Origin of the sequence: Streptomyces ferrugineus (genome assembly GCF_015160855.1) — a bacterium.
Taxonomy (GTDB): Bacteria; Actinomycetota; Actinomycetes; order Streptomycetales; family Streptomycetaceae; genus Streptomyces; species Streptomyces ferrugineus.
Map to the genome: position 1 here is coordinate 6,295,060 of NZ_CP063373.1, position 26,842 is coordinate 6,321,901.

Annotated in this window: 25 protein-coding genes; 4 read left to right on the forward strand and 21 right to left on the reverse strand. The window is 70.6% G+C overall.

Going from position 1 to position 26,842, the window contains the following annotated elements; genetic code table 11:
* Positions 1-70 precede the first annotated feature (70 nt).
* The 18 genes from IM697_RS28440 to IM697_RS28520 all read right to left on the reverse strand — a co-directional run bounded on the left by IM697_RS28440 (position 71) and on the right by IM697_RS28520 (position 20,415).
* Positions 71-1,456, reverse strand: a complete 1,386-nt coding sequence (locus IM697_RS28440) for an aspartate aminotransferase family protein (RefSeq protein WP_194038950.1) — start codon at positions 1,454-1,456, stop codon at positions 71-73.
* Entirely contained in the window at positions 1,453-3,390 is a 1,938-nt protein-coding gene (gene dxs / locus IM697_RS28445) for a 1-deoxy-D-xylulose-5-phosphate synthase (RefSeq protein WP_194038951.1), read from the reverse strand. The genes IM697_RS28440 and dxs overlap by 4 nt, the downstream gene beginning before the upstream one ends.
* 31 nt (positions 3,391-3,421) lie before the next feature.
* Positions 3,422-4,597 (reverse strand): flavodoxin-dependent (E)-4-hydroxy-3-methylbut-2-enyl-diphosphate synthase, encoded by a 1,176-nt coding sequence (gene ispG, locus IM697_RS28450; RefSeq protein WP_194038952.1) that lies wholly within the window; start codon positions 4,595-4,597, stop codon positions 3,422-3,424.
* 4 nt (positions 4,598-4,601) lie between these two features.
* On the reverse strand, positions 4,602-5,624 hold the full coding sequence (gene hpnH, locus IM697_RS28455; RefSeq protein ID WP_194038953.1) for an adenosyl-hopene transferase HpnH: 1,023 nt from the start codon (positions 5,622-5,624) through the stop codon (positions 4,602-4,604).
* A 5-nt stretch (positions 5,625-5,629) separates the two neighbouring features.
* Complete coding sequence (locus IM697_RS28460; protein ID WP_194038954.1) at positions 5,630-6,271, reverse strand: 5'-methylthioadenosine/S-adenosylhomocysteine nucleosidase family protein; 642 nt, start codon at positions 6,269-6,271, stop codon at positions 5,630-5,632.
* Positions 6,271-8,286 carry a squalene--hopene cyclase gene (shc, locus tag IM697_RS28465; protein WP_194038955.1) on the reverse strand — a complete coding sequence of 672 codons (2,016 nt, stop codon included), beginning with the start codon at positions 8,284-8,286 and terminating at the stop codon, positions 6,271-6,273. Before shc ends, IM697_RS28460 begins: the two co-directional genes overlap by 1 nt.
* A gap of 143 nt (positions 8,287-8,429) precedes the next feature.
* Positions 8,430-9,494: a polyprenyl synthetase family protein gene (locus IM697_RS28470; protein ID WP_194049913.1), complete on the reverse strand. Its 1,065-nt coding sequence runs from the start codon at positions 9,492-9,494 to the stop codon at positions 8,430-8,432.
* 71 nt (positions 9,495-9,565) lie between these two features.
* Positions 9,566-10,993: a hydroxysqualene dehydroxylase HpnE gene (gene hpnE / locus IM697_RS28475; RefSeq protein ID WP_194038956.1), complete on the reverse strand. Its 1,428-nt coding sequence runs from the start codon at positions 10,991-10,993 to the stop codon at positions 9,566-9,568.
* Positions 10,990-11,133: a DUF6380 family protein gene (locus IM697_RS45015; protein ID WP_228044206.1), complete on the reverse strand. Its 144-nt coding sequence runs from the start codon at positions 11,131-11,133 to the stop codon at positions 10,990-10,992. Before IM697_RS45015 ends, hpnE begins: the two co-directional genes overlap by 4 nt.
* Positions 11,133-12,083 (reverse strand): presqualene diphosphate synthase HpnD, encoded by a 951-nt coding sequence (hpnD, locus tag IM697_RS28480; protein ID WP_194038957.1) that lies wholly within the window; start codon positions 12,081-12,083, stop codon positions 11,133-11,135. Before hpnD ends, IM697_RS45015 begins: the two co-directional genes overlap by 1 nt.
* A complete protein-coding gene (gene hpnC / locus IM697_RS28485; RefSeq protein WP_194038958.1) occupies positions 12,080-12,979 on the reverse strand; it encodes a squalene synthase HpnC in 900 nt (299 codons plus the stop codon). Before hpnC ends, hpnD begins: the two co-directional genes overlap by 4 nt.
* 389 nt (positions 12,980-13,368) lie before the next feature.
* Complete coding sequence (locus tag IM697_RS28490; protein ID WP_194038959.1) at positions 13,369-14,148, reverse strand: ABC transporter ATP-binding protein; 780 nt, start codon at positions 14,146-14,148, stop codon at positions 13,369-13,371.
* Positions 14,141-15,076, reverse strand: a complete 936-nt coding sequence (locus IM697_RS28495) for an ABC transporter permease (protein WP_194038960.1) — start codon at positions 15,074-15,076, stop codon at positions 14,141-14,143. Before IM697_RS28495 ends, IM697_RS28490 begins: the two co-directional genes overlap by 8 nt.
* 94 nt (positions 15,077-15,170) lie before the next feature.
* Entirely contained in the window at positions 15,171-16,043 is an 873-nt protein-coding gene (locus IM697_RS28500; RefSeq protein ID WP_407699660.1) for a glycosyltransferase family 2 protein, read from the reverse strand.
* A gap of 8 nt (positions 16,044-16,051) precedes the next feature.
* A complete protein-coding gene (locus IM697_RS28505) occupies positions 16,052-16,831 on the reverse strand; it encodes a CDP-alcohol phosphatidyltransferase family protein (protein WP_194038962.1) in 780 nt (259 codons plus the stop codon).
* A complete protein-coding gene (locus IM697_RS28510) occupies positions 16,809-17,870 on the reverse strand; it encodes an iron-containing alcohol dehydrogenase family protein (RefSeq protein WP_194038963.1) in 1,062 nt (353 codons plus the stop codon). The genes IM697_RS28505 and IM697_RS28510 overlap by 23 nt, the downstream gene beginning before the upstream one ends.
* Positions 17,858-18,610, reverse strand: a complete 753-nt coding sequence (locus tag IM697_RS28515) for a phosphocholine cytidylyltransferase family protein (protein WP_194038964.1) — start codon at positions 18,608-18,610, stop codon at positions 17,858-17,860. The genes IM697_RS28510 and IM697_RS28515 overlap by 13 nt, the downstream gene beginning before the upstream one ends.
* Positions 18,607-20,415 (reverse strand): DUF5941 domain-containing protein, encoded by a 1,809-nt coding sequence (locus IM697_RS28520; protein WP_194038965.1) that lies wholly within the window; start codon positions 20,413-20,415, stop codon positions 18,607-18,609. The genes IM697_RS28515 and IM697_RS28520 overlap by 4 nt, the downstream gene beginning before the upstream one ends.
* A gap of 276 nt (positions 20,416-20,691) precedes the next feature.
* Between IM697_RS28520 and galE the strand changes: the two genes are divergently transcribed.
* The 3 genes from galE to idi all read left to right on the forward strand — a co-directional run bounded on the left by galE (position 20,692) and on the right by idi (position 23,556).
* Positions 20,692-21,663 (forward strand): UDP-glucose 4-epimerase GalE, encoded by a 972-nt coding sequence (gene galE / locus IM697_RS28525; RefSeq protein WP_194038966.1) that lies wholly within the window; start codon positions 20,692-20,694, stop codon positions 21,661-21,663.
* Positions 21,664-21,821: 158 nt separating this feature from the next.
* A complete protein-coding gene (locus IM697_RS28530; protein ID WP_194038967.1) occupies positions 21,822-22,763 on the forward strand; it encodes a cation diffusion facilitator family transporter in 942 nt (313 codons plus the stop codon).
* A 199-nt stretch (positions 22,764-22,962) separates the two neighbouring features.
* Positions 22,963-23,556 carry an isopentenyl-diphosphate Delta-isomerase gene (gene idi, locus IM697_RS28535; protein WP_194038968.1) on the forward strand — a complete coding sequence of 198 codons (594 nt, stop codon included), beginning with the start codon at positions 22,963-22,965 and terminating at the stop codon, positions 23,554-23,556.
* Positions 23,557-23,623: 67 nt separating this feature from the next.
* Here the strand turns inward: idi and IM697_RS28540 are convergent, their stop codons facing one another.
* Both IM697_RS28540 and IM697_RS28545 read right to left on the reverse strand, forming a co-directional pair.
* Entirely contained in the window at positions 23,624-24,589 is a 966-nt protein-coding gene (locus IM697_RS28540; protein ID WP_194049558.1) for an IS481 family transposase, read from the reverse strand.
* Positions 24,590-24,696: 107 nt separating this feature from the next.
* Complete coding sequence (locus tag IM697_RS28545; RefSeq protein WP_194049914.1) at positions 24,697-25,206, reverse strand: ATP-binding protein; 510 nt, start codon at positions 25,204-25,206, stop codon at positions 24,697-24,699.
* A gap of 224 nt (positions 25,207-25,430) precedes the next feature.
* On the opposite strand from IM697_RS28545, the gene IM697_RS28550 reads away from it, so the two are divergent.
* A complete protein-coding gene (locus IM697_RS28550) occupies positions 25,431-26,186 on the forward strand; it encodes an enoyl-CoA hydratase/isomerase family protein (protein WP_194038969.1) in 756 nt (251 codons plus the stop codon).
* Here IM697_RS28550 and IM697_RS28555 read toward each other — a convergent pair.
* On the reverse strand, positions 26,173-26,808 hold the full coding sequence (locus IM697_RS28555) for a DJ-1/PfpI family protein (RefSeq protein ID WP_194038970.1): 636 nt from the start codon (positions 26,806-26,808) through the stop codon (positions 26,173-26,175). The genes IM697_RS28550 and IM697_RS28555 overlap by 14 nt on opposite strands.
* Positions 26,809-26,842: the final 34 nt, after the last annotated feature.

A 26,842-nucleotide genomic window follows, 5' to 3' on the forward strand; every position in this document is an offset into this window, starting at 1 on the left:
GAGGCTTGCCTCTGCGGCAAATTTCTTGCCTCAGAGGCAAAAAACCAGGCAGCCCCGGCTCGGCCCATGTCTACCTGTTGGCGACCGCCTGCTTGATCAGCGTCTTGCCGAAGTCCCACATCAGCCCGCCCCCACTGTGCGCGTCGTCCATCACATCGGTGAAGGCGTCGACGAACCGGTCCACCTCCCGCTCCCCGATGATCAGCGGCGGGATCAGCTTGATCACCTCCAGGTGGTCGCCGGAGACCTGGGTGAGGATCCGGTGCCGCCGCAGCAGCGGTACGACGACCATCTGCGCGAACAGGCCCTTGCGCGCGGCCTGCAACATGGTCCAGCGGCTCCGCAGCCGCAGCGAGTCGGGGCGGCCGAACTCGATGCCGATCATCAGGCCCCGGCCGCGGACGTCGGCGAGCAGTTCGTACTTGTCGATGAGCGCCGCCAACCGCGACTTCAGCTGCTCCCCGGTCGCGCGGGCGTTGGCGACGATCTGCTCGTTCTCCAGCACGGACAGGACCGCGAGCCCGGCGGCCATGGCCTGCGCGTTGGACCCGAAGCTCGCCGAGTGGACCAGCACGCGGTCCATGGACGAGTAGACCTTCTTGAAGATCCAGTCCTTGCCGAGGGTGGCGCCCACCGGCACATAGCCCCCGGAGAGCGCCTTGGCCACGCACACCAGGTCCGGCTCGACACCGTCCTCGTGCTGGTAGGCGTAGAAGTCGCCGGTCCGGCCAAGGCCGGTCTGCACCTCGTCGGCGATGAGCAGCGCCTTGTGCCGGTGCAGCAGTTCCTGGGCGGCCCGCAGATAGCCGGGCGGCGCCGCGTGCACGCCCTTGCCCTGGATCGGCTCGACGATCAGGGCGGCCACGTCGCCCCTCTTCAACTCGCGTGCCAGGGCGTCGAGATCGCCGAGCGGTACGGCCGTGTCGGGCAGCAGCGGGGCGAAGCCGTCGCGGAAACCGGACTCGCCGTTGACCGACAGGGAGCCGGTGGTCAGCCCGTGGAAGGCGTGGTCGCAGTACAGCACCCGCGGTCTCCCGGTGACGAACCGCGCGAACTTCAGCGCGGTCTCCACCGCCTCCGTCCCGCTGTTGCCGAAGAACACCCGGTCCAGATGCGGGCTGTGCGCGAGCAGCCGCTCCGCCAGCAGCCCGGGCAGCGGCTGGCAGTCGAAGCGGGTGAGGTCGGCGAGAGAGGCGTCCAGGACGTCGTGCAGCGCCTTGCGGACGACGGGGTGGTGGCGCCCCAGGCCCATCACCCCGAACCCGGCGAGCATGTCCAGGTAGTCGTCGCCGTCCGCGTCCCAGAAGTACGCGCCCTCGGCCCGCTCGTAGACCTTGTCGAAGCCGATGGTGTGCAGCATGCGCGGGAGCTGGTGGTTGAGGTACCTGCTGTGCAGCTCGTAGCGCTCGGCTCCGCGCTCGGCGAGGAGGTGGCCGAGATCGAACTCCGTGGTCATTCGGCCTTCTCCTTGACCGGCACGACAGCACCCTGTTCAGGGTCGGCCAGGCCCTCCTCGGCCTCCTTGAGAGCGAGGCTCGCGCTGATCCGTCCGGCGACCTCCACGGGGGTGAGCCCGATGTCGGCCAGCACCTCGCCCCGCTTGGCGTGCGCGAGGAACTGCTCCGGGATGCCGAACCGCCGTACGGGCACGTCGACATCGGCGTCGCCCAGCGCCAGCGCCACGGCGGCGCCCACGCCGGACGCGCGGCTGTTGTCCTCCACGACGGCCACCAGCCGGTGCTGTGCGGCGAGGGGCGGGAGCGCGGGGTCGACCGGCTTGATCCAACGCGGGTCGACCACCGTGCAGTCGATGCCGCGGGCCTGGAGCAGCTCGGCGGCCTGGAGGCACACGGGAGCCATCACACCGACGGCGACGAGCAGGACGTCCGGCTCACCGGCGTCGCGGCGCAGCACGTCAAGGCCGCCCACCCGGTCGACCGCCGGGATCGTCGGGCCCACCGACTCCTTCGGGAACCGCACGAGGGTCGGCGCGTCGTCGCAGGCCACGGCCTCGCGCAGCTGGGCCCGCAGCTGGTCGGCGTCGCGGGGCGCGGCGATCCTGAGGCCGGGGACGACCTGGAGGATCGACATGTCCCACATGCCGTTGTGGGAGGCGCCGTCGGCGCCGGTGACGCCGGCGCGGTCCAGGACGAAGGTCACCCCGCAGCGGTGCAGCGCGACGTCCATCAGCAACTGGTCGAAGGCGCGGTTCAGGAACGTGGCGTAGATCGCGACGACCGGGTGCAGCCCGCCCGTGGCGAGCCCCGCCGCCGACACGGCCGCGTGCTGCTCGGCGATCCCGACGTCCCAGACCCGGTCCGGGAACCGCTCCGCGAACTTGCCGAGCCCGACCGGGTGCAGCATGGCCGCCGTGATCGCCACGACGTCCTCCCGCTCCTGGCCGATCCGCACGATCTCGTCGCCGAACACCGACGTCCAGGACGGCCCACCCGACGGCGCGAGCGGCTCGCAGGTCAGCGGGTCCATCACGCCGACGGTGTGGAAGTGGTCCTCCTCGTGGGCGAGGGCGGGTTCGTAGCCGCGCCCCTTCTCCGTGAGGCAGTGGATCAGCACCGGCCCGTGGAAGCGCTTGGCCCGCCGCAGCGCGGACTCGACGGCCCCGATGTCATGGCCGTCGATCGGGCCGACGTACTTCAGGCCCAGGTCCTCGAACATGCCCTGCGGCGCGAAGGCGTCCTTGAACCCCTTCTTCGCGCCGTGCAGGGACTCGTAGATCGTGCTGCCCACGAGCGGGGTCCGCAGCAGTACGTCCTTGCCCCAGGCCAGGACCTTCTCGTAGCTGTCGGTGGTGCGCAGGGTCGCGAGGTGGTTCGCCAGGCCCCCGATGGTCGGCGCGTACGACCGCTCGTTGTCGTTGACGACGATGATCAGCGGCCGGTCCTTGGCCGCCGCGATGTTGTTCAGCGCCTCCCAGGCCATGCCGCCGGTCAGCGCCCCGTCGCCGATCACCGCGACGACGTGCCCCTTCTCCCCCTGCACCTGACGGGCCTTGGCGAGCCCGTCCGCCCAGCCGAGCGCGGTGGAGGCGTGGCTGTTCTCGACGATGTCGTGCTCGGACTCCTCGCGCGAGGGGTAGCCGGACAGGCCGCCCTTGCCGCGCAGCTTGGAGAAGTCCTGACGTCCCGTCAGCAGCTTGTGTACGTAGCTCTGGTGACCGGTGTCCCAGACGATGCGGTCGACCGGCGACTCGAAGACCCGGTGGAGCGCGATGGAGAGTTCCACCACGCCCAGGTTGGGCCCGAGATGTCCGCCGGTCCTGGCGACCGCGTGCACCAGGAACTCCCTGATCTCGTCGGACAGTTCACCGAGTTCCGCCTCGGACAGCGCTTTCAGGTCGCGCGGTCCCCGGATGCTCTCCAGAATCGTCACGCTCGGGCCCCCTCTCGGTCCGTGCCTTGCTTCAGTTCACAGTCACTGCCGGTTTCCCCGTGACGGTGGGGGCGCCCGATGCGGCCCCGTCCTGTTCCATCTGCTCGGCGATCTTCATCGCCTCGTCGATCAGGGTCTCGACGATCTTCGACTCGGGGACGGTCTTGACGACCTCGCCCTTGACGAAGATCTGCCCCTTGCCGTTGCCGGAGGCGACCCCCAGATCCGCCTCTCGCGCCTCCCCGGGGCCGTTGACGACACAGCCCATGACGGCTACCCGCAACGGCACTTCCATGCCCTCCAAGCCGGCCGTGACCTCGTCGGCCAGCTTGTAGACGTCGACCTGGGCACGCCCGCACGACGGGCAGGAGACGATCTCCAGCCGCCGCTGCCTGAGGTTCAGCGACTGAAGGATCTGGATGCCGACCTTGACCTCCTCGGCGGGCGGGGCGCTCAGGGACACCCGGATGGTGTCGCCGATGCCCTGCGACAGCAGCGCGCCGAAGGCGACGGCCGACTTGATCGTGCCCTGGAAGGCGGGACCGGCCTCGGTGACCCCGAGGTGCAGCGGGTAGTCGCACTGGGCGGCGAGTTGCTGGTACGCCTCGATCATGATCACCGGGTCGTTGTGCTTCACCGAGATCTTGATGTCCCGGAAGTCGTGCTCCTCGAAGAGCGACGCCTCCCACAGCGCGCTCTCCACGAGCGCCTCCGGCGTCGCCTTGCCGTACTTCTGCAGCAGCCGCTTGTCCAGCGAGCCGGCGTTGACGCCGATCCGGATCGGCGTGCCGTGGTCCTTCGCGGCCCGCGCGATCTCCTTGACCTTGTCGTCGAACTGCTTGATGTTCCCGGGATTCACCCGTACGGCCGCACAGCCCGCCTCGATCGCGGCGAACACGTACTTGGGCTGGAAGTGGATGTCCGCGATCACCGGGATCTGGGACTTGCGGGCGATCGTCGCGAGCGCGTCGGCGTCGTCCTGCGTCGGACAGGCCACGCGCACGATCTGGCAGCCGGAGGCCGTGAGCTCGGCGATCTGCTGCAGAGTGGCGCCGATGTCGGACGTACGGGTCGTCGTCATCGACTGCACCGAGACCGGGGCACCGCCCCCGACCGCCACCGGGCCGACATGGATCTGCCGTGACACACGCCGCTCGGCGATCGGCCGGACCGGTACCTCGGGGACGCCCAAGGGGATGGCGGTCATGACGTCACTCCCGGTTTCCGGAGACCGTCTCGCGCATGGCGCGCAGCGACTCCTTGAGCGAGCCCATGGTGGCGAGGACGGCGGTGGGCTCGTAGCCGCAGTGCGCCATGCAGTTGGCGCAACGCGGGTCCTTGCCGCGGCCGTACTTGTCCCAGTCGGTGTCCTCGATCAGCTCGCGGTACGTCGGAACGTAGCCGTCGCTCATCAGGTAGCAGGGGCGCTGCCAGCCGAAGAGGGAGTAGTTGGGGATCGCCCAGGCGGTGCACGGGAAGTCGACCCTGCCCTCGAGGAAGTCGAGGAACAGCGGCGAGTGGTTGAGCCGCCAGCGGCGCCGGTTGCCGCCCGCGAAGGCCTTCTTGAACAGCTCGCGGGTCTGCTCGACGCCCAGGAAGTGCTCCTGGTCGGGCGCCTTCTCGTAGGCGTAGGCGGGCGAGATCATCATCTCGTCGACCTTCAGGTCGTCGTTGAGGAAGTTGAGCACCTCGATGATGGTCTGCGGGGTGTCGGTGTTGAAGAAGGTCGAGTTGGTGGTGACGCGGAAGCCGCGCCGCTTGGCCTCCTTGATCGCCTCCACCGCCTCGTCGAACACGCCCTCCTTCGCCACGGACTCGTCGTGGCGCTCGCGCAGGCCGTCGATGTGCACGGCGAAGGCGAAATACGGCGAGGGCTTGAACTTGTCCATCTTCTTGCGCAGCAGCACGGCGTTGGTGCACAGGAAGACGTACTTCCGCTTGGCCACCAGCTGCCGCACGATCTCGTCGATCTGCGGGTGCATCAGGGGCTCGCCACCGGCGATGGACACCATCGGCGCACCGGATTCGAGCACCGCTCCCACCGCCTGCGCGACGGGCATCCGCTGCTTCAGCACGCCGGCCGGGTGCTGGATCTTGCCGCAGCCCTCGCACTTGAGGTTGCAGGCGAAGAGCGGTTCCAGCTCGACGATGAGCGGAAACTTGTCACGCCTGCGGAGCTTTTGTTCGGCCAAGTAAGTAGCGACCTTGATGGACTGACGCAGTGGCATGGCCATCTGGCTCACCTCCTGGGGAGCAGCAAAGAACGGTGCCATTCGTAGAATGCGGGCAGAACGGCACGAAGGACGCGGAAAGCCGATATTCCACCGCGCAACGTGCCGATCCGGACGAGTTCATGTTCTGGAGCGTCCACGACCACCCGGACGGCCGCAACCGGGCGCTCGCCCGTGCGTACGGCGCTCAGAAGCGTGACCGCCGATTCCATGTCGACCGCGATTGCGCCGGTCCCGAGCAGATCGGACCGTTCCTGGCCACGGACGACATGATCGGAACCGGTGAGCGGCCCGGTGTGGACGGTGCGGCCGGGAATGGTCCGCACGAGTTCCTTGACGAGTAGGTCGGTTCCCACGCACGGAACGGTTCCCGCCGGATCCCGGGTCTCCTCGGCGACGACCAGATCGCCGGGGTGCATCCCGGGGGCGAGTCCCGCGCAGAAGCCGGTGGCCAGTACGGCCGCTCCGCTGAGGGCGGGGTCGGCCAGGACACGGGTGACGGTGCGTTCGGCCGCTCGGGGCCCCATGCCCGTACGGAGCACGGTGACCGGCCCGCCGGCCCCGCCGCGCTCGCCGACGCGCAGGGCGAACTGTTCGATGCCGAGCGCGCAGGCGATCAGCAGCGGGGCCGGGGCGGGCTGTGGGCTCATCAGCTCCCCTTGGCCTCGACGAGCGACGGCTCGGGCTTCTTGGCGAAGGGCTCCCCGTGCACATACCGGCCGAGCGCGGTGAGCGGGAAGACCTGCCGGTAGAGGTGGTAGTTGATGGAGAAGTCCCAGGGGAAGCCGGTGCCGGTGAAGTACGGCTCGTCCCAGGAGCCGTCCTCGCGCTGGGTGGCCGCGAGCCACTCGACGCCGCGTTCGACGGCCTTGGAGTCCCGCTCCCCCGCCGCGAGCAGCGCCATCAGGGCCCACGCGGTCTGCGAGGCGGTCGAGGCGCCCTTGCCGCTCCACTCCTTGACGTACTTGTAGGAGCGCAGGTCCTCGCCCCAGCCGCCGTCGTCGTTCTGGACCGACTCCAGCCAGGTGACGGCGCGGCGGATCGCCGGGTGCGAGCCCGGGATGCCGGCGGCCACGAGGGCGGGTACGACCGATCCGGTGCCGTAGACGTAGTTCACGCCCCAGCGCCCGAACCACGAGCCGTCCGGTTCCTGCTCGGCGAGCAGCCAGCGGATGCCGCGCCGGGTGCGCGGGTCGTGGGCGAGGCCCTCGACCGCGAGCATCTCGACGACGTGCGCGGTGACGTCCGCCGACGGCGGGTCGATGACCTCGCCGAAGTCGCAGAACGGCAGCCGGTTGGGGAAGGGGCTGGTGTTGTCGACGTCGAAGGCACCCCACGCCCCGTTCCGCGACTGCATCCCGAGGTTCCAGCGCACCCCGCGACCGATCGCCCGCTCCGCCCGCTCCGGGTCGTGGTGCTTGACCCGGCGCAGCGCGAGGACCACCTCGGCGGTGTCGTCGATGTCGGGGTAGTTGTCGTTGTGGAACTCGAACGCCCAGCCGCCCGGAGGCAGTTGGGGACGCCGTACGGCCCAGTCGCCGGGCCGGACGATCTCCTCGCCCAGCATCCAGTCGGCGGCCCTCACAAGCTGCGGATGGTCGGCGGGCACGCCCGCGTCCACGAGCGCGATGGTGGCGAGGCAGGTGTCCCAGACCGGTGACTGGCAGGCCTCGATCATCCGGGCCCCGTCCTCGCGCCACACGGCGAAGCGGTCCAGGGACGCCAGCCCCTCGCGCATCACGGGATGTTCGAGGTCGTAGCCGAGCAGCCGCAGCGCGATGATCGAGTACACCGCCGGCGGCTGGATGCCGCCCCAGCAGCCGTCGTTCTCCTGCCGCTCGATGATCCAGCGGGCGGCGCTGTTCATGGCGGCTCGGCGCAGCCTGCGCGGGGCGACCTTGCGCAACTGGTGCAGGGCCTTGTCGAGCCGCTGGAAGGCGCCGTCCCAACTGGCCGCCGGGGCGAGGGGCCTGGGCGGGTTGGGGTGGGCGGGGTCGGTGTGCAGTTCGTCGAGCGGGAACGGCGCGGGCCGTACCGGACGCTTCGCGGAGACGATCGTCAGGGGGACTATGGTCTGCCGGGCCCAGCATCCGAAGTCGTAGATGTTGAGCGGGAACCACTTGGGGAAGTAGATGAGCTCCGGCGGGAGTTCGGGCAGGTCCTCCCACTTCCACCAGCCGAACAGGGCCAGCCAGATCCGGGTGAAGACCCGGGAGGCGGCGATGCCGCCCTGCTCACGGATCCAGGCGGAGGCTCTCGCCATGTGCGGGGCGTCCGGCGCGTCGCCGGCCAGGCGGAGGGCGACGTAGGCCTCGATGGTGGTGGAGAGTTCGCCGGGGCCGCCGTAGAAGGTGGCCCAGGTGCCGTCCTCACGCTGCTCGCCACGGATGAACAGGGCGGCGGCCCGCGTGGTCTTCTCGTCGCGGATCCCGAGGAACTGACGGAGCAGCAGGTCCTCGGCGTCCATGGTGACGTTGGTCTCGAGGTCGCCCTTCCACCAGCCCTGGGCGTCCTGCTTGGCCAGCAGGAAGTCGGTGGCACGCGCTGCCGCGCGCCGGGCGGCCTCGTGCACCCCGGCCGCCACGGGTGTCTCGCTGTCGGTGTCGCTGGCCGCGGCTGCCCGGGGCGGCACTGCCCCGGTGCTTCCGTCGGTCGTCGCTGTCATGGCTTCCCCTTCGTGCAGTGCGACAGGTAGTGCGTCTGCTGTGGGTCCGCCGTCGGCCGGTGCGCTGGGTCCAGCGGCACCGGCCGGCGACTACGCGAGGGCTATTCGACCGATACTGATCATCTCTTTTCGCCCTGGTCGGGTCATCTCTTTCGTACGACGACGAAGTCGGCGAGCGCCGTGAACCGCTCCCGCACCTGCTCGGGCATGTCGACGGTGTCGAGGGCCTCGACGGCGACGGTGTGCTGGCGGCGCGCCTCCTCGGCGGTCCACTCGCGCCCGCCCGCCTCCTCGATGAGGGCGGCGCGGGCCGCGAACTCCTCCTCGGAGAAGTTCTCGAAGTCGCTGGCCTTGGCGTCGGCGGCGAGGATCTCGCCGAGCCGCTCGGAGGCGGACCCGCCCGCCGCGAGCGCCGCCACCACCGGCAGGGACTTCTTGCGCTGGCGCAGGTCGCTCCAGGTCTGCTTGCCGGTGGCGACCGGGTCGCCCCAGATGCCGAGGAGGTCGTCCACGGCCTGGAAGGCGAGGCCCAGGTGGTAGCCGTACTTCTCCAGGGTGTCGGCCGTGCGGTCGTCCGCGCCGCCGAGCACCGCGCCGATGGAGGAGGCGCAGGCGAGCAGGGCGCCGGTCTTGTTGCCCTCCATCTCCAGGCACTCCTCGACGCTGACGCGGTCGCGGTGCTCGTAGGAGATGTCCTGCGCCTGTCCGTCGATGAGGGCGCGGGTGGCGGTGGTCAGGCGGCGGGTGGCGCGGCCCGCCTCCACGGTGCCGAGCTCCAGCAGCAGTTCGTTGGCGAGGGCGAACAGGGCGTCGCCGACGAGGATGGCCTGGGCGGGGCCGTGCACCTTCCAGACGGTGTCGCGGTGGCGGCGCTGTTCGTCGCCGTCCATCAGGTCGTCGTGCAGGAGTGAGAAGTTGTGGACCAGTTCGACGGCGACGCCGCCGGGGACGCCGACCTCGGGCGCGGCTCCGGTGACCTCGGCCGAGAGCAGCGCGAGGGCGGGGCGTACGGCCTTGCCGCCGTCGCCGGCCGTGGGGTTGCCGTCGGCGTCGATCCAGCCGAAGTGGTAGGCGGAAACGGTGTCCATGGGAGGGGCCAGGCGGTCGACGGCCGCCCGCAGTACCGGTGTGGTCAGGGTCCTACCGCGCTCCAGGAGCGCGGTCACGTCCACCGCGGTCTCTCGAGCGGCCTTCTCGGCCGGGGGCACAGTGGGCACAGTCTCTCCTCTTGTCGCGGTACCGGGGGTGCGGGGGCCTGCCGCCGTGCGCTGGTTCAGCATCACGCCGCCTCCTCCACGTCGAAGAGGTGACTGGGGCGGGGCCGGCCCAGGGCGCTCAGCGCGGCTTCGGCCGCGCTCACGCCACTGCGGACCGCACTCTCCATGGTCGCGGGCCACCCGGTGGCGGTCCACGCTCCGGCCAGATAGAGGCCGGGGACTTTGGTGCGGGCGCCGGGCCGCAGCCGCCCGACGCCGGGGGTGGGAGCGAAGGTCGCGGTGCGCTCCCTGGTCACGAAGAAGTCCCTGACCTCGGCGCCGCGCGCCCCGGGCAACAGCCGCTCCAGCTCGGGCAGATAGCGCTCGCGAAGGGCGGCGACGGGTTCGTCGATCTCGTCGTGCGCGGCCGACTGGGACAGGGCGAGGTACTGGCCGTCCCGGAGCCCGGAGGCCTCGGTGCGGTCGAACACCCACTGGACCGGGGTGCCCAGGGCCGTGAAGAACGGCCTGCTGAGCACCTTGCGGTCGTAGACGACATGGACGTTGAGGATCGGCGCGGTGCCGATCTCCAGGAGCCGTCCGGGGGCGTCGAGGGCGCCGTCGGGCAGCAGGTCGTGCGCCTCGCGCTGGGCCACGGCGAGGACGACCGCGTCCGCCTGGAGCGTCTCGCCGGGAACCTCAACGCGCAGGCGTCCGTTCTCGTCAGAGGAGATGGAGGTGACGCGTGTACGGACCTCGATACGGACGCCCGCCGAGTCGAGCGCCTTGCGGGCCAGCCGGTCATGCAGTTCGCCCAGGGGGACGCGCGCCCAGCCGATGTCGGCCGCGCCCGGGTCGGACAGCAGACCGGTCTTGAACACCATCGCGGCGAGCCCCAGCGAGGCGTCGCCCGCGACCGCGTTGAGGGTGGCGACCCCGACCAGGTCCCACAGGGCCTCGACGGCACGCGCCGACTGACCGCGCGCGGCCAGCCAGCTGCCGAAGTCCTGGGTGTCCAGGGTCGGATCGGCGAGGTCGAGCCCCTTGAGCGCGAGCGCGGCACGACCGACCTTGGCGCGTTCGGCGAGGGAGAGATGCGGATACGTCGCCAGGCTCCGGCCCAGGTGCAGGGGTACGGGCAGCGCGTCGCGCCGCAGCCTGCCGAGCCGGCGGCCCTCGGGCCGGGCGACGTCGAGGACGGGCACGTCGAGACGATCCTGCAGCGGCGCCAGCGCCGATCCCTCGATGCGGTCGAGGAACCAGCGGTAGGCGGTGCAGCAGCGCAGATAGACGTGCTGGCCGTTGTCGACGGTGAGTTCGCCGCGCTGGAAGGAGAAGGCCAGGCCGCCGAGCCTCGGCCTGCCCTCGAGCAGGGTGACGCGCACTCCGGCGTCGGCGAGGGCGAGCGCGGCGGTGATGCCGGCGAGCCCGCCGCCGATCACGACGGCGTCCCGCCCGGAGCGTGCCGGGGTGTGAGCGAGCGACCCTTCCGGCCGCGTGCCGTCGGTCATCGTCCGCCCTCCCCTGCGCGACCGCCACGCCGGTGCTTGAACGCTGCACGGCCGGTCGTCTCAGTCAGGGACGCGGCTCGGCGGCGGAGGGTTGCCCGCCGCTTTTCGCCGGTGGCATCACCTTGGACCGGAATGTCCATCAGGCGCGCCTCCTGACGGTACGGCGGGTCGCATGCCGGGTGTCCAGACCGCTCAGGCCGCGCACGGCGACGTACGCCTTCTCCCGCCCGGGCAGCGAGACGCGGCCGCGCAGCACGGCCTCCGGGTCGCGCTCGATGCGGTCGAGCAGGCGGCGGTAGATGCCGGCCATGGCGGCGACACAGGCGCCGCTGCGCCGGTCGAGCATGGGCAGCAGCCGGTAGCCCTCGGCGAAAAGGGCGCGGGCCCGACGCACTTCGAAGTGCACGAGGCCCGCGAAGTCGGAACCCTCCGGTGGAGTCGGCCCGCTGAAGCCGGCCGAGCAGCCGAATTTGGCGAGGTCGTCGGAGGGCAGATAGGTGCGCCCTCCCTGGGCGTCCTCGCGGACGTCGCGCAGGATATTGGTGAGCTGGAGCGCGAGCCCCAGCGTGTCGGCGTACTCGGGAGCGCGCTCGGCGCCGCGCGCGCCCGGTTCCGTGCCGAAGACCCCGAGCGACAGCCGCCCGATGGCACCCGCGACACAGCGGCAGTAGGCCTTCAGGTCGTCCCAGGTCTCGTAGGTCTCGCCGCGTACGTCCATCAGGACGCCGTCGATCAGCTCGTCGAGGCCGCCGAGCGGGATCGGGAAGGTGTCGGCGGCGTGGGCGAGGGCGACGGCCACGGGGTCGATGTCGTCCTCGTCGACGGCCCGGTCGCGGATCCGGGTCAGCAGCCGGCGGGTGTCCTCGAGTCTGGCGACCTTGACGTCGCCGGTCAGGGCGCCGTCGCCGATGTCGTCGACACGGCGCGAGAACGCGTACAGCGCCGACATGGCGCGGCGTTTGGGCGTGGGCAGCAGCCTGATCCCGTAGGCGAAGTTTCGGGCCTGCTGTCCGGTGACGGCCTCGCAGTAGCTGTAGGCGGCGAGTACCGGTGCGGACGCGTGTGGTGCAGACTCCACGGTCCGGATCACCCCTCTCCTCGCAGAGTCACGCCCACCTCGCGCAGCAGCTGGCGCTTGCTGGCCTTGGGCGGGCCGGGAAGTACGTCGTATTCGGCGGCGGCGATCGCACGGATCGCCGCCCTTCCTCCCGCCACGAAACCCGCGAGCAGCAGCTTGAGCCTGCCGTGGACGCTACCCACCAGAGGGGTGCCTTCATTCAGGAGGTTCCGGGCACGTTCGGCTTCGTATGCAACCAGTGCGCGCACCGATGCGCCCGCTGTCTTCGCCGCGAGATCGGTTTCCTGGACGTGAAAGCGCTTCATGTCCGCGGCGGGCAGGTAGATCCGGTCACGGCCGAGGTCCTCGGCGACGTCCTGGAGGTGCTCGACGATCTGCAGCGCGGTGCAGACCGCGTCGGAGCGGCGGATCCGCTCGGGCGTCCCCGTTCCGGTGACGGCGAGGACGAGACGGCCGACGGGGTTGGCGGACAGTTCGCAGTAGGCAAGGAGATCGTCGTAGGTCTCGTAGCGCCCCACGAGCTGGTCCTGGCGGTTGGCGGCGATCAGGCCGAGAAAGGGCTCGGGGGTGAGCGAGCGGCGGCGGACCGTCGGCTGGAGGCGGCGCAGCAGGGGGTGGCGCGGTGTGCCGTCGAAGACCCGGCGCAGATCGGCCTCGAAGGCGTCGAGCAGGATCAGGGGGTCCTCGGAGTCCTCGGGCGCCACGCCGAGCAGCCGGGCGTCGGCGCCACCGGGGGCGAGATCGCCGTCGCCGATGTCGTCGACGAGGCGGGCGAAGCCGTAGACGGCCATGAGGTCGGCACGCCAGGCCCTGGGCAGGAAGAACGGTGCCACGGGGAAGTTCTCCGCGGCGGCCTTGTCGAGCGTGCCGCGCTCCGGATCGTCCGCGGGCGCGCCGGTTGCCCTCACCGTGGACTGCCCGGGGCGGGGACGGCGCAGGCGGATGCGTTCAGCCGGGGAGTTTCCGTAGCCATTGCCGTCACATCTCCCGTTCTACACCGCAGACCCAATGCGCACTATTTCGGACACGCCGCCCGGACGTCCGCGCCGCAGCCCGGAGAGAGGGGGTGGTGCCTTATCGCCCCACTTGCCGCGTTTCGGTACCGGTACAGCTTACGTTGTACAACGCAGCGTGGCCCGTGCGGGTGTCCTGCACATCACAACAACACACCGATTGGCGTCAAGATTCCTGAAGCCAGCCGGAGTTGACGTTTCCTTTGCAGACGCGGGCCCCGCCGGGACAGTTCCGGCGGGGCTCCGGGAAGCTCACTGGGCCGTACGGCTCATGTCCGGGTGGACTACTTGCCCGTGAACTTCTCGTACTCCTTGAGGACCTCGTCCGTCGGTCCGTCCATGCGCAGCTCGCCGCGTTCCAGCCACAGCACACGGTTGCAGGTGTCCCGGATCGACTTGTTGTTGTGGCTGACCAGGAACACGGTGCCGGCTTCCTTGCGCAGCTCGCGGATGCGGTCCTCGGAGCGCTTCTGGAACTTGCGGTCGCCGGTGGCCAGCGCCTCGTCGATCATGAGGACGTCGTGGTCCTTGGCGGCCGCGATGGAGAACCGCAGCCGGGCCGCCATGCCGGACGAGTAGGTACGCATGGGGAGCGTGATGAAGTCGCCCTTCTCGTTGATGCCGGAGAAGTCGACGATGTCCTGGTAGCGCTCCTTGATCTGCTCGCGGGACATCCCCATGGCGAGCCCGCCCAATATGACGTTGCGCTCGCCGGTGAGGTCGTTCATCAGGGCCGCGTTCACGCCGAGCAGCGAGGGCTGGCCGTCGGTGTAGACCTTGCCCTTCTCCGCCGGGAGCAGGCCGGCGATGGCGCGCAGCAGGGTGGACTTGCCGGAGCCGTTGGAGCCGATCAGGCCGATGGCCTCGCCGCGGTAGGCGACGAAGGAGACGCCCCGTACGGCGTGCACCTTGCGCACACCGCGCTCCTCGCCACGCTTGAGGATGCGGCTGAGGGCGGCGGTGGCGCTGCCCTTGCCGGACTTGGCGCCGTTGACGCGGTAGACGATGTGCAGTTCGTCCGCGATGACGGTGGGGACGCGTGCGTCGGTGTTCTGCTCAGCCACGGCCGTACCTCTCCTCCGCCTTCCAGAAGTAGACGAAACCGAACGCACCGGCCAGCAGCGCCCAGCCCAGCGCGAGGGCCCACACATGGTCGGGCAGGTACGAGGAGCCGTAACCGTCGATCATAGCGAAGCGAACCAGGTCCATGTAGATCGCGGCGGGGTTCCACTGGAGGACGTCGGTGAGCCAGCCCGGCACGTTCTTGTCGGCGAGCATCGCCGGGATGCTGAACATCACGCCGGACGCGTACATCCAGGTGCGCAGCACGAACGGCATCAACTGGGCCAGGTCGGGGGTCTTGCTGCCCATGCGGGCGAAGATCAGCGCAAGGCCCGTGTTGAAGACGAACTGCAGGGCGAGCGCGGGCGCCACCAGCAGCCACGACAAGCTGGGATAGATGCCGAAGCCCACCATGATCAGGACGAGCACGATCATCGAGTAGAGCAGTTGCTGGAGCTGCTGGAGCGCGAACGAGATCGGCAGCGAGGCCCGGGGGAAGTGCAGGGCGCGCACCAGGCCGAGGTTGCCGGAGATGGCCCGCACGCCCGCGAGCACCGAGCTCTGGGTGAAGGTGAACACGAACACGCCCGTCACCAGGAACGGCACGTAGATCTCGTGGGGGATGCCCCGGCGGGCCCCCAGCAGCAGGCCGAAGATGAAGAAGTACACGGCCGCGTTCAGCAGCGGCGTGGCCACCTGCCAGAGCTGGCCGAGCTTCGCCTGGCTGTACTGGGCGGTCAGCTTCGCCCGCGAGAACGCGAGGATGAAGTGCCGCCGGTCCCAGAGCTGGCGGACGTACTCGAACAGCGAGGGCCGGGCGCCGCTGACGGCCAGCCCGTACTTGGCGGCGAGCTGGGCCGCCGTGAGTCCCTCGTCGGGCGACGGCGGCGCGCTCACCGCGACCGAGCCGTCGTGCGTTGTCTCACTCACCAGTTGAAACTTTCGTCCTCGAGATGCGCAGCCTGTGCGGGCATGGCATGACCATGGGCCTGGTACGGCCCGGTAGCTCCATGGGTCGAGCTTGTCAGATGACGGGTGGCCGGCCCAGTCGAGTCAGCCGCCACACCGTACGCCACTTCATGGGTCGGCGGGGACCGCACGAGGTGGTCCACCCTTCCCGGAATCCGCCGAACCATGCCCGCAGGGCGGGGCGGGAGGGGCGCCGGAGGAGCGTGAGCAGCATCCACACGCCCAGATAGACCGGGACGAGGGGGGCGGGGAGGTTGCGACGGGCGAGCCAGACGCGGTTGCGGGCGACCATGCGGTGGTAGACCGCGTGCCGCGAGGGCGCGGTCGTGGGGTGGAACAGCACCATGTCGGACCGGTAGTCGATCATCCAGCCCGCGTCGAGGGCCCGCCATGCCAGGTCGGTTTCCTCATGGGCGTAGAAGAATTCGTCCGGGAGCCCGCCGACTTCGGCGAAGACCTGGGTGCGGACGGCGTTGGCGCCGCCCAGGAAGGTGGTGACCCGGGAGGAGCGCATCGGGTCGGAGGCCCGCAGCCGGGGGACGTGGCGGCGCTGGGTGACGCCGGAGTCCGGGTCGGCGATACGGAAGCTGACGATGCCGAGCTTCGGATCGGCCGCGAAGGCCTGGCGGCACAGCTCGGCGGTGTCGTGGTGGGCGAGGAGGCCGTCGTCGTCGAGGAAGAGCAATATGTCGACATCCCGGCCGCTGGGGCCGAAGGCCTCGATACCGACGTTGCGGCCGCCGGGGATGCCGAGGTTCTCGGGCAGCTCGATCGTGCGGACGCCTTCGGGGACGTCCGGGACCGGCGAGCCGTTGCCGACCACGACGACCTCGACGCGGTCGCCGTCCTGCTTGGCGACCGAGTCGAGCAGGGCGCGCAGCTCGTCGGGGCGGTTGCCCATGGTGATGATCACCGCGCCGACCTTCATGAGCGCGCTCACTTCAGCCTGCTCGACGCGAGGATCGACACCAGGTGCAGCAGCGTCTGCAGCAGCGCGATGCCGGCGAGCACCGCGACGCCGAGGCGGGAGAAGAACAGGTCGCCGCGGGCCTGGTCGACGATCGCCAGGACCAGGATCAGCAGGGACGCCTCGATGCCGAGGATCAGCCGGTGGAACTTGAACGCGGCGGCGGCCCTGCGCGCCAGCGCCATGCCGGAGGAGCGCATCTCGGACGCGGCCTCCTTGACCGGCGCCAGGCCCTGCTGGTGCCGGGCGACACCGACGAGGTCGGTCTCGGCCTTGATCAGGATCGCGCCGAGCGCGGCCAGGGTGCCGAGGAAGGCCCACAGCCAGTCGATACGGCCGCTGCCCCACAGGTCGGCGGCGCGCAGGCCGAAGCCGACGAGCACGGCGGCGTCGGTGAGGTAGGCGCCGACGCGGTCCAGGTAGACGCCGCCCAGCGAGTACTGCTTCCGCCAGCGCGCGATCTCGCCGTCGACGCAGTCCAGCAGCAGGTACATCTGAACGCAGACCACGCCGAGCACGGCACCCGCGATCCCCGGCACCAGGAGCGCCGGGGCCGCGAGCACACCGAAGACGGTCATCAGGTACGTGAGCTGGTTGGGCGTGACCCTGGTGTTCACCAGGTAGCGGTCGACCCGCAGGGACACCTCGCGCATGTAGAGGCGTCCCATCCAGTGCTCACCGCTGCGCCGGTCCTTCACCCCCGCGGGGTGAACGACGGGGCGGAGTTCAGCTACCGATGGCCTTGACATAGTCGGCGTAGACGTCCTTGATCTGGTCGGTGGTCAGGTCGAGGTGTTCGAGGATCGTGTAGCGGCCGGGCCGGGTCTGCGGGGCGAACTCCACGACACGGACGAACTCGTCGTGTGTGAAGCCGATCTCCTCCGGCAGTACCGGCAGCCCGTGCCGACGCAGCACCTCGGCCATGTAGGCCGACTCCTCGTGCGCTCCTCGCAGGTACATCGCGAAGGCCGCGCCCAGTCCGCACTGCTCGCCGTGGGCGGCGGCGCGCTTGGGGTGGAGCAGGTCGAAGGCGTGGTTGATCTCGTGGCAGGCGCCGGAGGACGGGCGGGAGTCGCCCGACACCGACATCGCGATACCGCTGAGCACCAGCGCCTCGGCCAGCACCTGGAGGAAATCGGTGTCCCCGATGCCGCCGGGGTGCCGCAGCACCGCCTCGCCCGCCTGCCGGGCGATGGCGGCGGCGAGGCCGTCGATCTTCTCGCCCTTGACCCGGTTGGCCAGCTCCCAGTCCGCGATCGCGGAGATGTTGGAGACGGCGTCGCCGATGCCGGCCCGCACGAAGCGCACGGGGGCGTCGCGGATGACGTCCAGGTCGATGACGACGGCGATCGGGTTCGGCACCCCGTAGGAGCCGCGCCCGGCGTCGTTGTCGAGGGTGGCGACCGGCGAGCACAGGCCGTCGTGCGCGAGGTTCGTCGGTACGGCGACCAGGGGCAGGCCGACGCGCGCCGCGGCGAACTTGGCGCAGTCGATGATCTTGCCCCCGCCGAGCCCGACGACCGCGTCGTAGTGGCCGGCCCTTATGTCACCGGCCAGCCGGACCGCGTCGTCGAGAGTGCCGCCGCCGACCTCGTACCAGGTGGCGCCGGGCAGCGCCGGGGCGAGCCGCTCCTTCAGCCGGGCGCCGGAGCCGTTGCTGACGGCGACGGCCAGCTTGCCGGAGTGCGAGATCCGCTCGTCGGCGAGCACCGCGCCCAGGTCGTCGAGGGCACCCGGGCGGATGTCGACGACGACCGGCGAGGGGATCAGCCGGGTCAGTACTGGCACGCGATCTCCCGTCCGCGAGCGAGATCGTCGTGATTGTCGATCTCCACCCACTTGACGTCGCCGATCGGCGCCACGTCGATACGGAAGCCGCGGTTCACGAGCTCCTGGTAGCCGTGCTCGTAGAACTGCTGCGGGTCGGTCTCCCACACGGCCTTCAGGGCGTCGGCCAGCTCGGGGGCGGCGTCGCCCTCGATGAGGGTGACGCCGATGTACTCGCCGGTGGCCTCGGCGGGGTCCATCAGCTTGGTGATCTTCGTCATGCCCTTCGCGGGGTCGACGACGACCTTCATCTCCTCGTCGGCGAGGTTCTTCACCGTGTCCAGGGCGAGGATGATCTTCTTGCCATCGCCGCGGGCGGCGAGCAGCGTCTTCTCGACGGAGACCGGGTGCACGGTATCGCCGTTGGCGAGGATCACGCCGTCCTTGAGGGCGTCACGGCCGCACCACAGGGAGTAGGCGTTGTTCCACTCCTCGGCCTTGTCGTTGTCGACGAGGGTGAGCTTGAGGCCGTACTTCTGCTCAAGGGCTTCCTTGCGCGCGTACACGGCCTCCTTGCGGTAGCCGACGATGATCGCGACCTCGGTCAGACCGATCTCGGCGAAGTTGCCGAGGGTGAGGTCGAGAACCGTTGGTTCGCCCTCTATGCCCGCGGGCCCCACCGGCACCAGAGCCTTGGGAAGGCTGTCGGTGTAGGGGCGCAGACGCCGTCCGGCGCCGGCCGCCAGCACGAGGCCGATCATGCGGTTTCTCCTTCATCGTGTACGGCGGGCGCCCCTGCGGACACCCAGAAGCGGATGCTCTCGAAGAGCACCACCAGGGCCACGGCCACGGCGAGGACCGTGAGCGCGACCGTGAACTGCGAGGCGGAGAGCACCGCGGCGAGGACGGTGACGAGCAGCGTCCGTCCTTCGTGCCCCCCAATGGCGCGCACCAGCCAGGCCGGGGGCGCTCCGGCGTTGCCGCGGATGCGGTACACCGTGTCGTAGTGATGGTAGGCGACGGCCGCCACCAGCCCGAAAGCCGCAGGAAGGGCTCCGTTCACCTCCGCTTTGGCCGCCAGTATCAGGACGGTGCCGTATTCGGCGGCGCGCAGGAGCGGCGGGACCAGCCAGTCGAGGGCGCCCTTGAGGGGCAGGGCCACGGCGGCGGCGGAGGTGATGACGTAGAGCGCGGCCAGGCCGACCGGGAGCGCGCTGCCGTAGGAGGAGAGTGCGGCGGCCGCGACGAGCAGCGCCGCGCCCGGCAGCGCCACGAGGGCGCGCGAGCCGAGCGGCCCGCGAGCGGGCAGCTTGCGGAGCGTCCCGGCGAGACCCTCGGCCAGCGGCCCGCTGTCCGCGAGGTCCGCCAGCGCCCGAGCCGCCCGGTCGGTGCGGCGGGCCCTGCGGGTCAGCGAGCGCAGCACGCGGCCCGCCGTCGTGTACGTCGCCGCGAACGCGCAGCCGATGAGCAGCGCGTAGAAGGTGATACGAGGAGTGGTGACCGCCGTCAGGACCGCGATCATCGCCCAGCGCTCACCGATCGGCAGCACGATCATCCGGCGCACCCACACCGTCCAGCCGACGCTGTCGAGCTTGTCGGAGAGGGCTGCCGTGGGGCTGGTGTTGGCGGTGGCGTCGTGGTTGGCCTCGTTGAAGGAGAAGTCCACGACGTGCCGGCAGGTCTGCAGGACCATCGCGCCGAGGGCGAGGGCCCACACGTCGTCGCCGCCCCGGGCCGCTCCCAGCGCGAGACCGGCGTAGTAGGCGTACTCCTTGGCCCGGTCGAAGGTGGCGTCCAGCCAGGCGCCGAGCGTGGAGTACTGCAGGGAGTAGCGGGCGAGCTGGCCGTCGGTGCAGTCCAGGACGAACGAGAAGATCAGCAGCAGTCCTGCCGCCATGAAGCCGCCCCGGGTGCCGGTGGCCGCGCAGCCCGCCGCGATGAGCGCGGTGATGAGGGAGGCGGTGGTGACCTGGTTGGGGGTCAGGCCCCGGCGCGCGCACCAGCGGGCGAGGTAGCGGGAGTACGGGCTGATGCAGAAGGTGGTGAAGAAGCCGTCGCGGGACTTCACCGCCGACTTCAGGCGTACGGCCTCGTCGTCGACGCCGGCGACGGCCTGCCGCGCCTCGTTGCGGGCCTGCGGGTCGGCGGGTACGGCGGCGACCAGGCTGCCCAGCTCGGGGCGGTGCACGTCGGTGCCGTCGTCGTCGAGGGCGGTGACGATCCGGTCGGCGAGGCTGTCCACGGCCAGGGCCGCACCGCCGCCCGCGGACGTCTCGCGGGCCATGGCGCGGGTCAGTGCCTGTCGGCCGGCCGCCTGCGCGGTCACGGCGCCCGGGATCGCGGCGAGCGGGAAGCGGGGGTCGGTCAGGCCGAGGCGCAGCGCGTGCAGATGGCCGACGAAGCGGGTGTCGACCACAGCTACGCGCTGGTCGCCGGGCACCTGGGCGAGGAGGGTCTCGGCGTCGGCCGGGTTGGCGGCGACCCGCACGTCGTAGCCGAGGGACCGCAGATCGCCCTCGATCGACGATCCGGGGACCGGCTGACCGGTGAGGATGGCGGTCGACAACCGAACTCACTCCCTGAGTGCCGGCGTGTGCGCGCCGGTCATGTGCACGTGTGGGGACGCCCGTCGCCTGGGCCGGGCGGCATGTCGGCAGAGGCTATCGGATGGATGGAAGCCGACGTTCACCGCCCGTTTGGCGGAACGATCAACGCGGTTTGCCCGGAGCTTTGCCGCGATCATCATCAAGGATTCGGGGTCCCGCTCACAAACCCGTACTCACAGACGGGACATCGGGGACATTGGTTCCACCTCCGGCGCCCCGGCATAGGGTGGGCGACCATGACATGGCTGATCACCGGCGGAGCCGGCTACATCGGGGCACATGTGGCGCGGGCCATGACCGGTGCCGGGGAGCGGGTCCTCGTACTGGACGATCTCTCGGCCGGGCATCCCACGCGGCTCCCCTCGGACGTCCCGCTCGTCGAGGGCTCCGCACTGGACGGTGACCTGCTGAAGCGGGTGTTCGCCGAGCACGCGGTGACGGGTGTGGTGCATCTCGCGGCGCGCAAGCAGGTCGGCGAGTCCGTGGCCCAGCCGACGCGCTACTACCGGGAGAACGTGGGCGGTCTCGGCACGCTGCTGAAGGCGGTCGCGGAGGCCGGGATCGAGCGGTTCCTCTTCTCCTCGTCCGCCGCCGTCTACGGCAACCCGGATGTGGATCTCATCACGGAGGACACTCCCTGCGCCCCGGTGAACCCGTACGGCGAGACCAAGCTCGCCGGGGAGTGGCTGGTGCGGGCGGCGGGGCGGGCGCACGGCATCTCGACCGTGTGCCTGCGCTACTTCAACGTGGCGGGCGCGGCCGCGCCCGAACTGGCCGACACGGGCGTCTTCAACATCGTCCCCATGGTCTTCGACCGGCTCACCCGCGACGAGGCCCCGCGGATCTTCGGCGACGACTACCCGACGCCGGACGGCACCTGCATCCGTGACTACATCCATGTCGCCGATCTCGCCGAGGCGCATCTGGCGGCGGCCCGGCGGCTCACCGAGGCGGACGCGGGGGACGATCTGACGGTCAACATCGGTCGCGGCGAGGGGGTCTCGGTACGCGAGCTGATCACCGTCGTCGGCGAGGTGACCGGCGACCGGCGCCCCGCCGTCGTCGCGGCCCGGCGGCCCGGTGACGCGCCCCGCGCGGTCGCCTCCGCCGCGCTGGCCGCCGAGCGGCTCGGCTGGACGGCTCGGCGCTCGGTACCCGAGATGGTCGAGTCGGCGTGGCGGGGCTGGCGGCTGCACCACGGCCTCTGATCATGCGCAACACCCTGACCTGCGGATCGTTTCCGCAGGTCAAGGCACATGACAACGGTGTTCAGTGCCGCGTTGCCCGATACCCCCCACCCGTAGTTCACTGTGATCCCGGGGACGGAGATTCCGATCGTCCGGCGGACACAGAAGGGCGGCTTTTCATGGGGGCTGGGCACGATCACGGGCATGGGCACTCGCACGCGCCCGCAACCGGTACGGCGGCGGCCGCGTACCGCGGAAGGCTGCGCGTCGCGCTGTCGATCACGCTCGGTGTCATGGTGGTCGAGATCGTCGGCGGTGTCGTCGCCGACTCGCTCGCCCTGATCGCCGACGCGGCGCACATGGCGACGGACGCGCTGGGCCTGGGCATGGCCCTGCTGGCGATCCACTTCGCGAACCGTCCGCCGAGCGCGACGCGCACCTTCGGCTACGCCCGCGCGGAGATACTCGCCGCCCTCGCCAACTGTCTGCTCCTGCTGGGCGTCGGCGGCTATGTCCTGTACGAGGCGATCGAGCGGTTCCTCACGCCCGCGGACACCGAGGGCGGCCTGATGATCGTGTTCGGCGCGATCGGCCTGGTCGCGAACATGGTCTCGTTGTCACTGCTGATGCGGGGCCAGAAGGAGAGCCTGAACGTGCGCGGCGCGTTCCTGGAGGTGGCCGCGGACGCGCTGGGCTCGCTCGCGGTGCTGATCTCCGCGGCGGTGATCCTGGCGACGGGCTGGCAGGCCGCCGACCCGATCGCCTCGCTGGTCATCGGCCTCATGATCGTGCCCCGCACCCTCAAGCTGCTGCGTGAGACCCTCGACGTCCTGCTGGAGTCGGCCCCCAAGGGCGTCGACATGACGCAGGTGCGGGCCCACATACTCGCCCTGGACGGTGTCGAGGACGTCCACGACCTGCACGCCTGGACGATCACGTCCGGCATGCCGGTGCTGTCGGCCCATGTGGTGGTGCGCTCCGACGTCCTGAACGCGATCGGCCACGAGAAGATGCTGCACGAGCTCCAGGGCTGCCTCGGTGACCACTTCGACGTGGAGCACTGCACCTTCCAACTGGAGCCGAGCGGGCACGCCGAGCACGAGGCGCGGCTCTGCCACTGAAGCAGCCACTGAAACAACCGTGCGGTCCGACAAGACGTCAGTACGGACGGAATGCAGCGATCCGGTGGTCGGTCGCGTCCTCATGCTCACAGCGCCCGCGCGGACGGTTCCGTACCCGCCGCGCCGGGCACGATCAACTGCCGGGAGTGCCGGATTCGTACGGCACACTTGGGGCGCAAGACCGATGTGAAGGATGGGTATGCCGATCACACCTGCCACCACGACGCACAGTCCGTCGAACGGCGCCGCTGACGCGATTTTGCTGGAACTCGTCGACGAGAACGGTGTGACGATCGGCACCGCTGAGAAGCTCGCCGCCCATCAGCCGCCGGGACAGCTGCACCGCGCCTTCTCGGTGTTCCTGTTCGACGAGCACGGCCGGCTGCTGCTCCAGCAGCGAGCGCTCGGCAAGTACCACTCCCCCGGCGTGTGGTCCAACACCTGCTGCGGCCACCCCTACCCCGGCGAGGCGCCCTTCGCGGCGGCGGCCCGGCGGACGTACGAGGAGCTCGGCGTCTCCCCGTCGCTGCTCGCGGAGGCCGGCACGGTCCGCTACAACCACCCGGACCCGGACTCGGGTCTGGTGGAGCAGGAGTACAACCACCTCTTCGTCGGGATGGTGCAGTCCCCGCTGCGTCCGGACCCCGACGAGGTCGGCGCGACGGCCTTCGTGACCCCGGCCGAGCTGGCCGAGCGGCACGCGAAGGACACCTTCTCGTCCTGGTTCATGACCGTGCTGGACGCGGCCCGTCCCGCCGTGCGCGAGCTGACGGGGCCCTCGGCAGGCTGGTGACGGGCACCCGGGATTGCCCTCCGGCCCCGGCGCCGGAGGGTCCGGAAGACGGCCTAGGTGTACCCGGTCATGACTTTGGTGACAGTCGGCTGATTGGTGGCTGGCCGCCGAGCGCGGTGTGTCGGCGGCCAGTGTTGTAGAACTGCAGCCAGGGTGCGAGTGCGTCGGCGCGTTCGGTGTTGCTGGCAAAGACCTGGTGGTAGGCCCATTCGGCCTGCAGGGTGCGGTTGAAGCGTTCGACCTTGCCGTTGGTCCATGGGCAGTGGGGCCGGGTGAACTTCTGCTGTGCGCCCAGGGTTTGGCAGGCGTCGCGGAAGGAGCCGGAGGTGCGGTAGTTGCGGGCGTTGTCGGTCATCACGCGCTCGATGCGGGCGATGCCGTGGCCGGCGAAGAACGCGGCCGCGCGGGTGAGGAACGCGGCGCAGGTGACGCCTTTCTCGTCGGCCAGGATTTCGGCGTAGGCCAGGCGGGAGTGGTCGTCCACGGCGGCGTGCACGTAGTCGTAGCCGATGCCGCGGCCGCGGACGTCCTCGCTGCGGCCGTGGGCGCGCCAGCCGCCGCCGTCGGGGATTTTGCCGAGCTTCTTCACGTCCACGTGGACCAGGCCGCCTGGCTGGTTGTACTCGTAGCGTGCGGCGCTTTTGCGCACCGCCCGGATGACCTGCCCGGTGAGCGGGTCGCAGGCTGCCAGGGGCGGCATGTGGTGGCGGCGCAGGATCCGGGTCACGGTCCGGGCCGGAACCCCGGTGGCCTCGCTGATCTGCTCGGGTCCCCGGCGCAGGCGTCGGCGGGCCTGAAGAACACGCTCCTCGACCTCGGCCGGCGTGCGTGTGGGGCAGGTGCGGGGGCGGCTGGAGCGATCGTGCAGCCCCGGCCAGCCCTCGACCCGATAGCGATTGACCCAGCGGTGAGCACACTGCCGGGAGACTCCCAGTTCCTTGGCGACGTGCGCGACCGGGCGCCGGTCGAAGACAACGCGACGCACCAGCAGGCATCTGCCGTGAAAGGTCAGCCGGGCATTAGCGTGGGCCACCAGGACCTCCGAGGTGAGTGAAGACGGCAATCTCCACTACGCCCGGAGGTCCCTCCATGATCAACAACCGGTAGCGGGCGTGTCACCAACCTCCCGGCCGAGTACACCTAGCGCACGTGCACGGGTTTGAGCGGTACCGCGGCCCAGATCACCTTGCCGCCGCTCGCCGTGTGCTCGACATCGCACACTCCCCCCGCCTCCTTGGCGATCTCGCGCACCAGGAGCAGCCCCCGGCCCCCGGTCTGGCCGTGGTCGGCCTCCAGGGCGGTCGGGCGGTAGGGGTGGTTGTCCTCCACGGACACCCGCAGCCACTCGGCGCCGACGGCGACCTCCACGGCGAGCATCGGCGACAGCAGCGCCGCGTGCCGGACGGCGTTCGTGACCAGCTCCGACACGATCAGCAGCACGCCCTGGACCATGTCGTCCGACACCGGTACGCCCTGGCGGTACAGCAGGTCCCGTACGGCGTGCCGGGCCTGCGGGACCGAGGCGTCGACGGCGGGGGCGGTGAACCGCCAGACCCCCTCGTACGGCAGTGGACCAGGCGGCCGGGATCCGAGGGGTTCGTCCGCGTCGCCTGCTGGGCGTGGGCCGGACCCGCGCCCGTGGTTCTCCATCGTCCGGTCGCCACCCTCGCGCTCGATTGTCACCACATGTCGAGTGTTGGTAACGCACAGGTCCGGACCGGATGACTGAACAGAAGTCAGCGGGTATCGAGCGATTCTGATCGTTGGCGTATGACGCGGTCAGTTGTGGGACCGCTCCTGTGCCGCTCGTGCCGACTTGGCGAACTATTCAGGTTGTCACGGCGATGCCGGCGCGGGCGGATAGCATCCGCCGCATGGAGCCCCAACTGCTGCACAGCGTGACCGACTCGGTCGCCACCGTCGTCATCCACCACCCGGCCAAGCGCAACGCGATGACGGCCGCGATGTGGCGCGCCCTGCCGCCGCTGCTGGAGACGCTGGCCGCCGATCCGGCCGTGCGGGTGCTGGTGCTGACCGGCGAGGGCGGGACGTTCTGCGCGGGCGCCGACATCTCCACGCTGCGGGGGTCGCCGCAGGAGGCGCAGACGCTGGCCGTGGCCGCCGAGGAGGCGCTGGCGGCCTTCCCCAAGCCGACGCTCGCCGCGATTCGGGGGCACTGCGTGGGCGGCGGGTCGCAGCTCGCGGCGGCGTGCGATCTGCGGTTCGCCGAGGCGGGGGCGCTGTTCGGGGTGACGCCGGCGAAGCTCGGGATCGTGTATGCGGCGTCCTCCACGCGGCGGTTGGTGCAGCTGGTGGGGCCCGCCACCGCCAAGTACCTGCTGTTCTCGGGCGAGTTGATCGACGCGGAGCGGGCGCTGCGTACGGGGCTGGTGGACGAGGTGCTGCCCGAGGGCGAACTCGGCAAGCGGGTCGCGGAGTTCACCCGGATCCTGGCCTCGCGCTCGCTGCTGACGCAGGCCGCGGCGAAGGAGTTCGCCAACGGGCGCACCGACCGTGACGATCACTGGGCGGAGCAGGCGCGCGGGAGCGGCGACACCGCGGAGGGGGTCGCCGCGTTCCTGGAGCGCAGGCAGCCGCGCTTCACCTGGAGCGTGCCTACACCAGGCTGAAGCGGCTGTTCGCGCGGAACTCCTCGACGAGGTGAGCGGGCGCCTTCTGCGGGGATCCCGCGTCGTAGGGCGGCTGCGGGTCGTACTCGGTGAGCAGCTGCACGGCCTGGGCGTGTTCGTCGCCGGCGATCTTCCCGACCAGGGTCAGTCCCATGTCGATGCCGGAGGAGACGCCGGCGGCGGTGATGTACTTGCCGTCCGGCACGACTCGCTCACCCGTGGGCTCGGCGCCGTACTGCTGCAGGAAGTCGAGGGTGAGCCAGTGGCTCGTGGCGCGGCGGCCGTCGAGCAGGCCCGCGGCGGCCAGCAGCAGCGAGCCGCTGCAGACGGAGGTCGTCCAGGTGCTCGTGGTGTCGGCGGTCCTGAGCCACTCCAGGAGCGTTTCGTTCTCGATCTCGGCGAAGGTTCCGGGGCCGCCCGGCACCACGAGGATGTCGGGGCGCGGTACGTCGGCCAGGGCCTTGTCGGCGGTGATGGCGAGGAATCCCGTGTCGGCGCGGACCGGGCCCGCGGTCTCGGCGACGAAGTCGACCTGTGCGTCCGGGAGTCGGCTCAGCGCCTCGTAGGGGCCGATGATGTCGAGGGCGGTGAAGCGGTCGTAGAGGACCATCGCGATCTGCATGGATCTCCCTTTCGGGTCGGCGTTCGGTGCACGG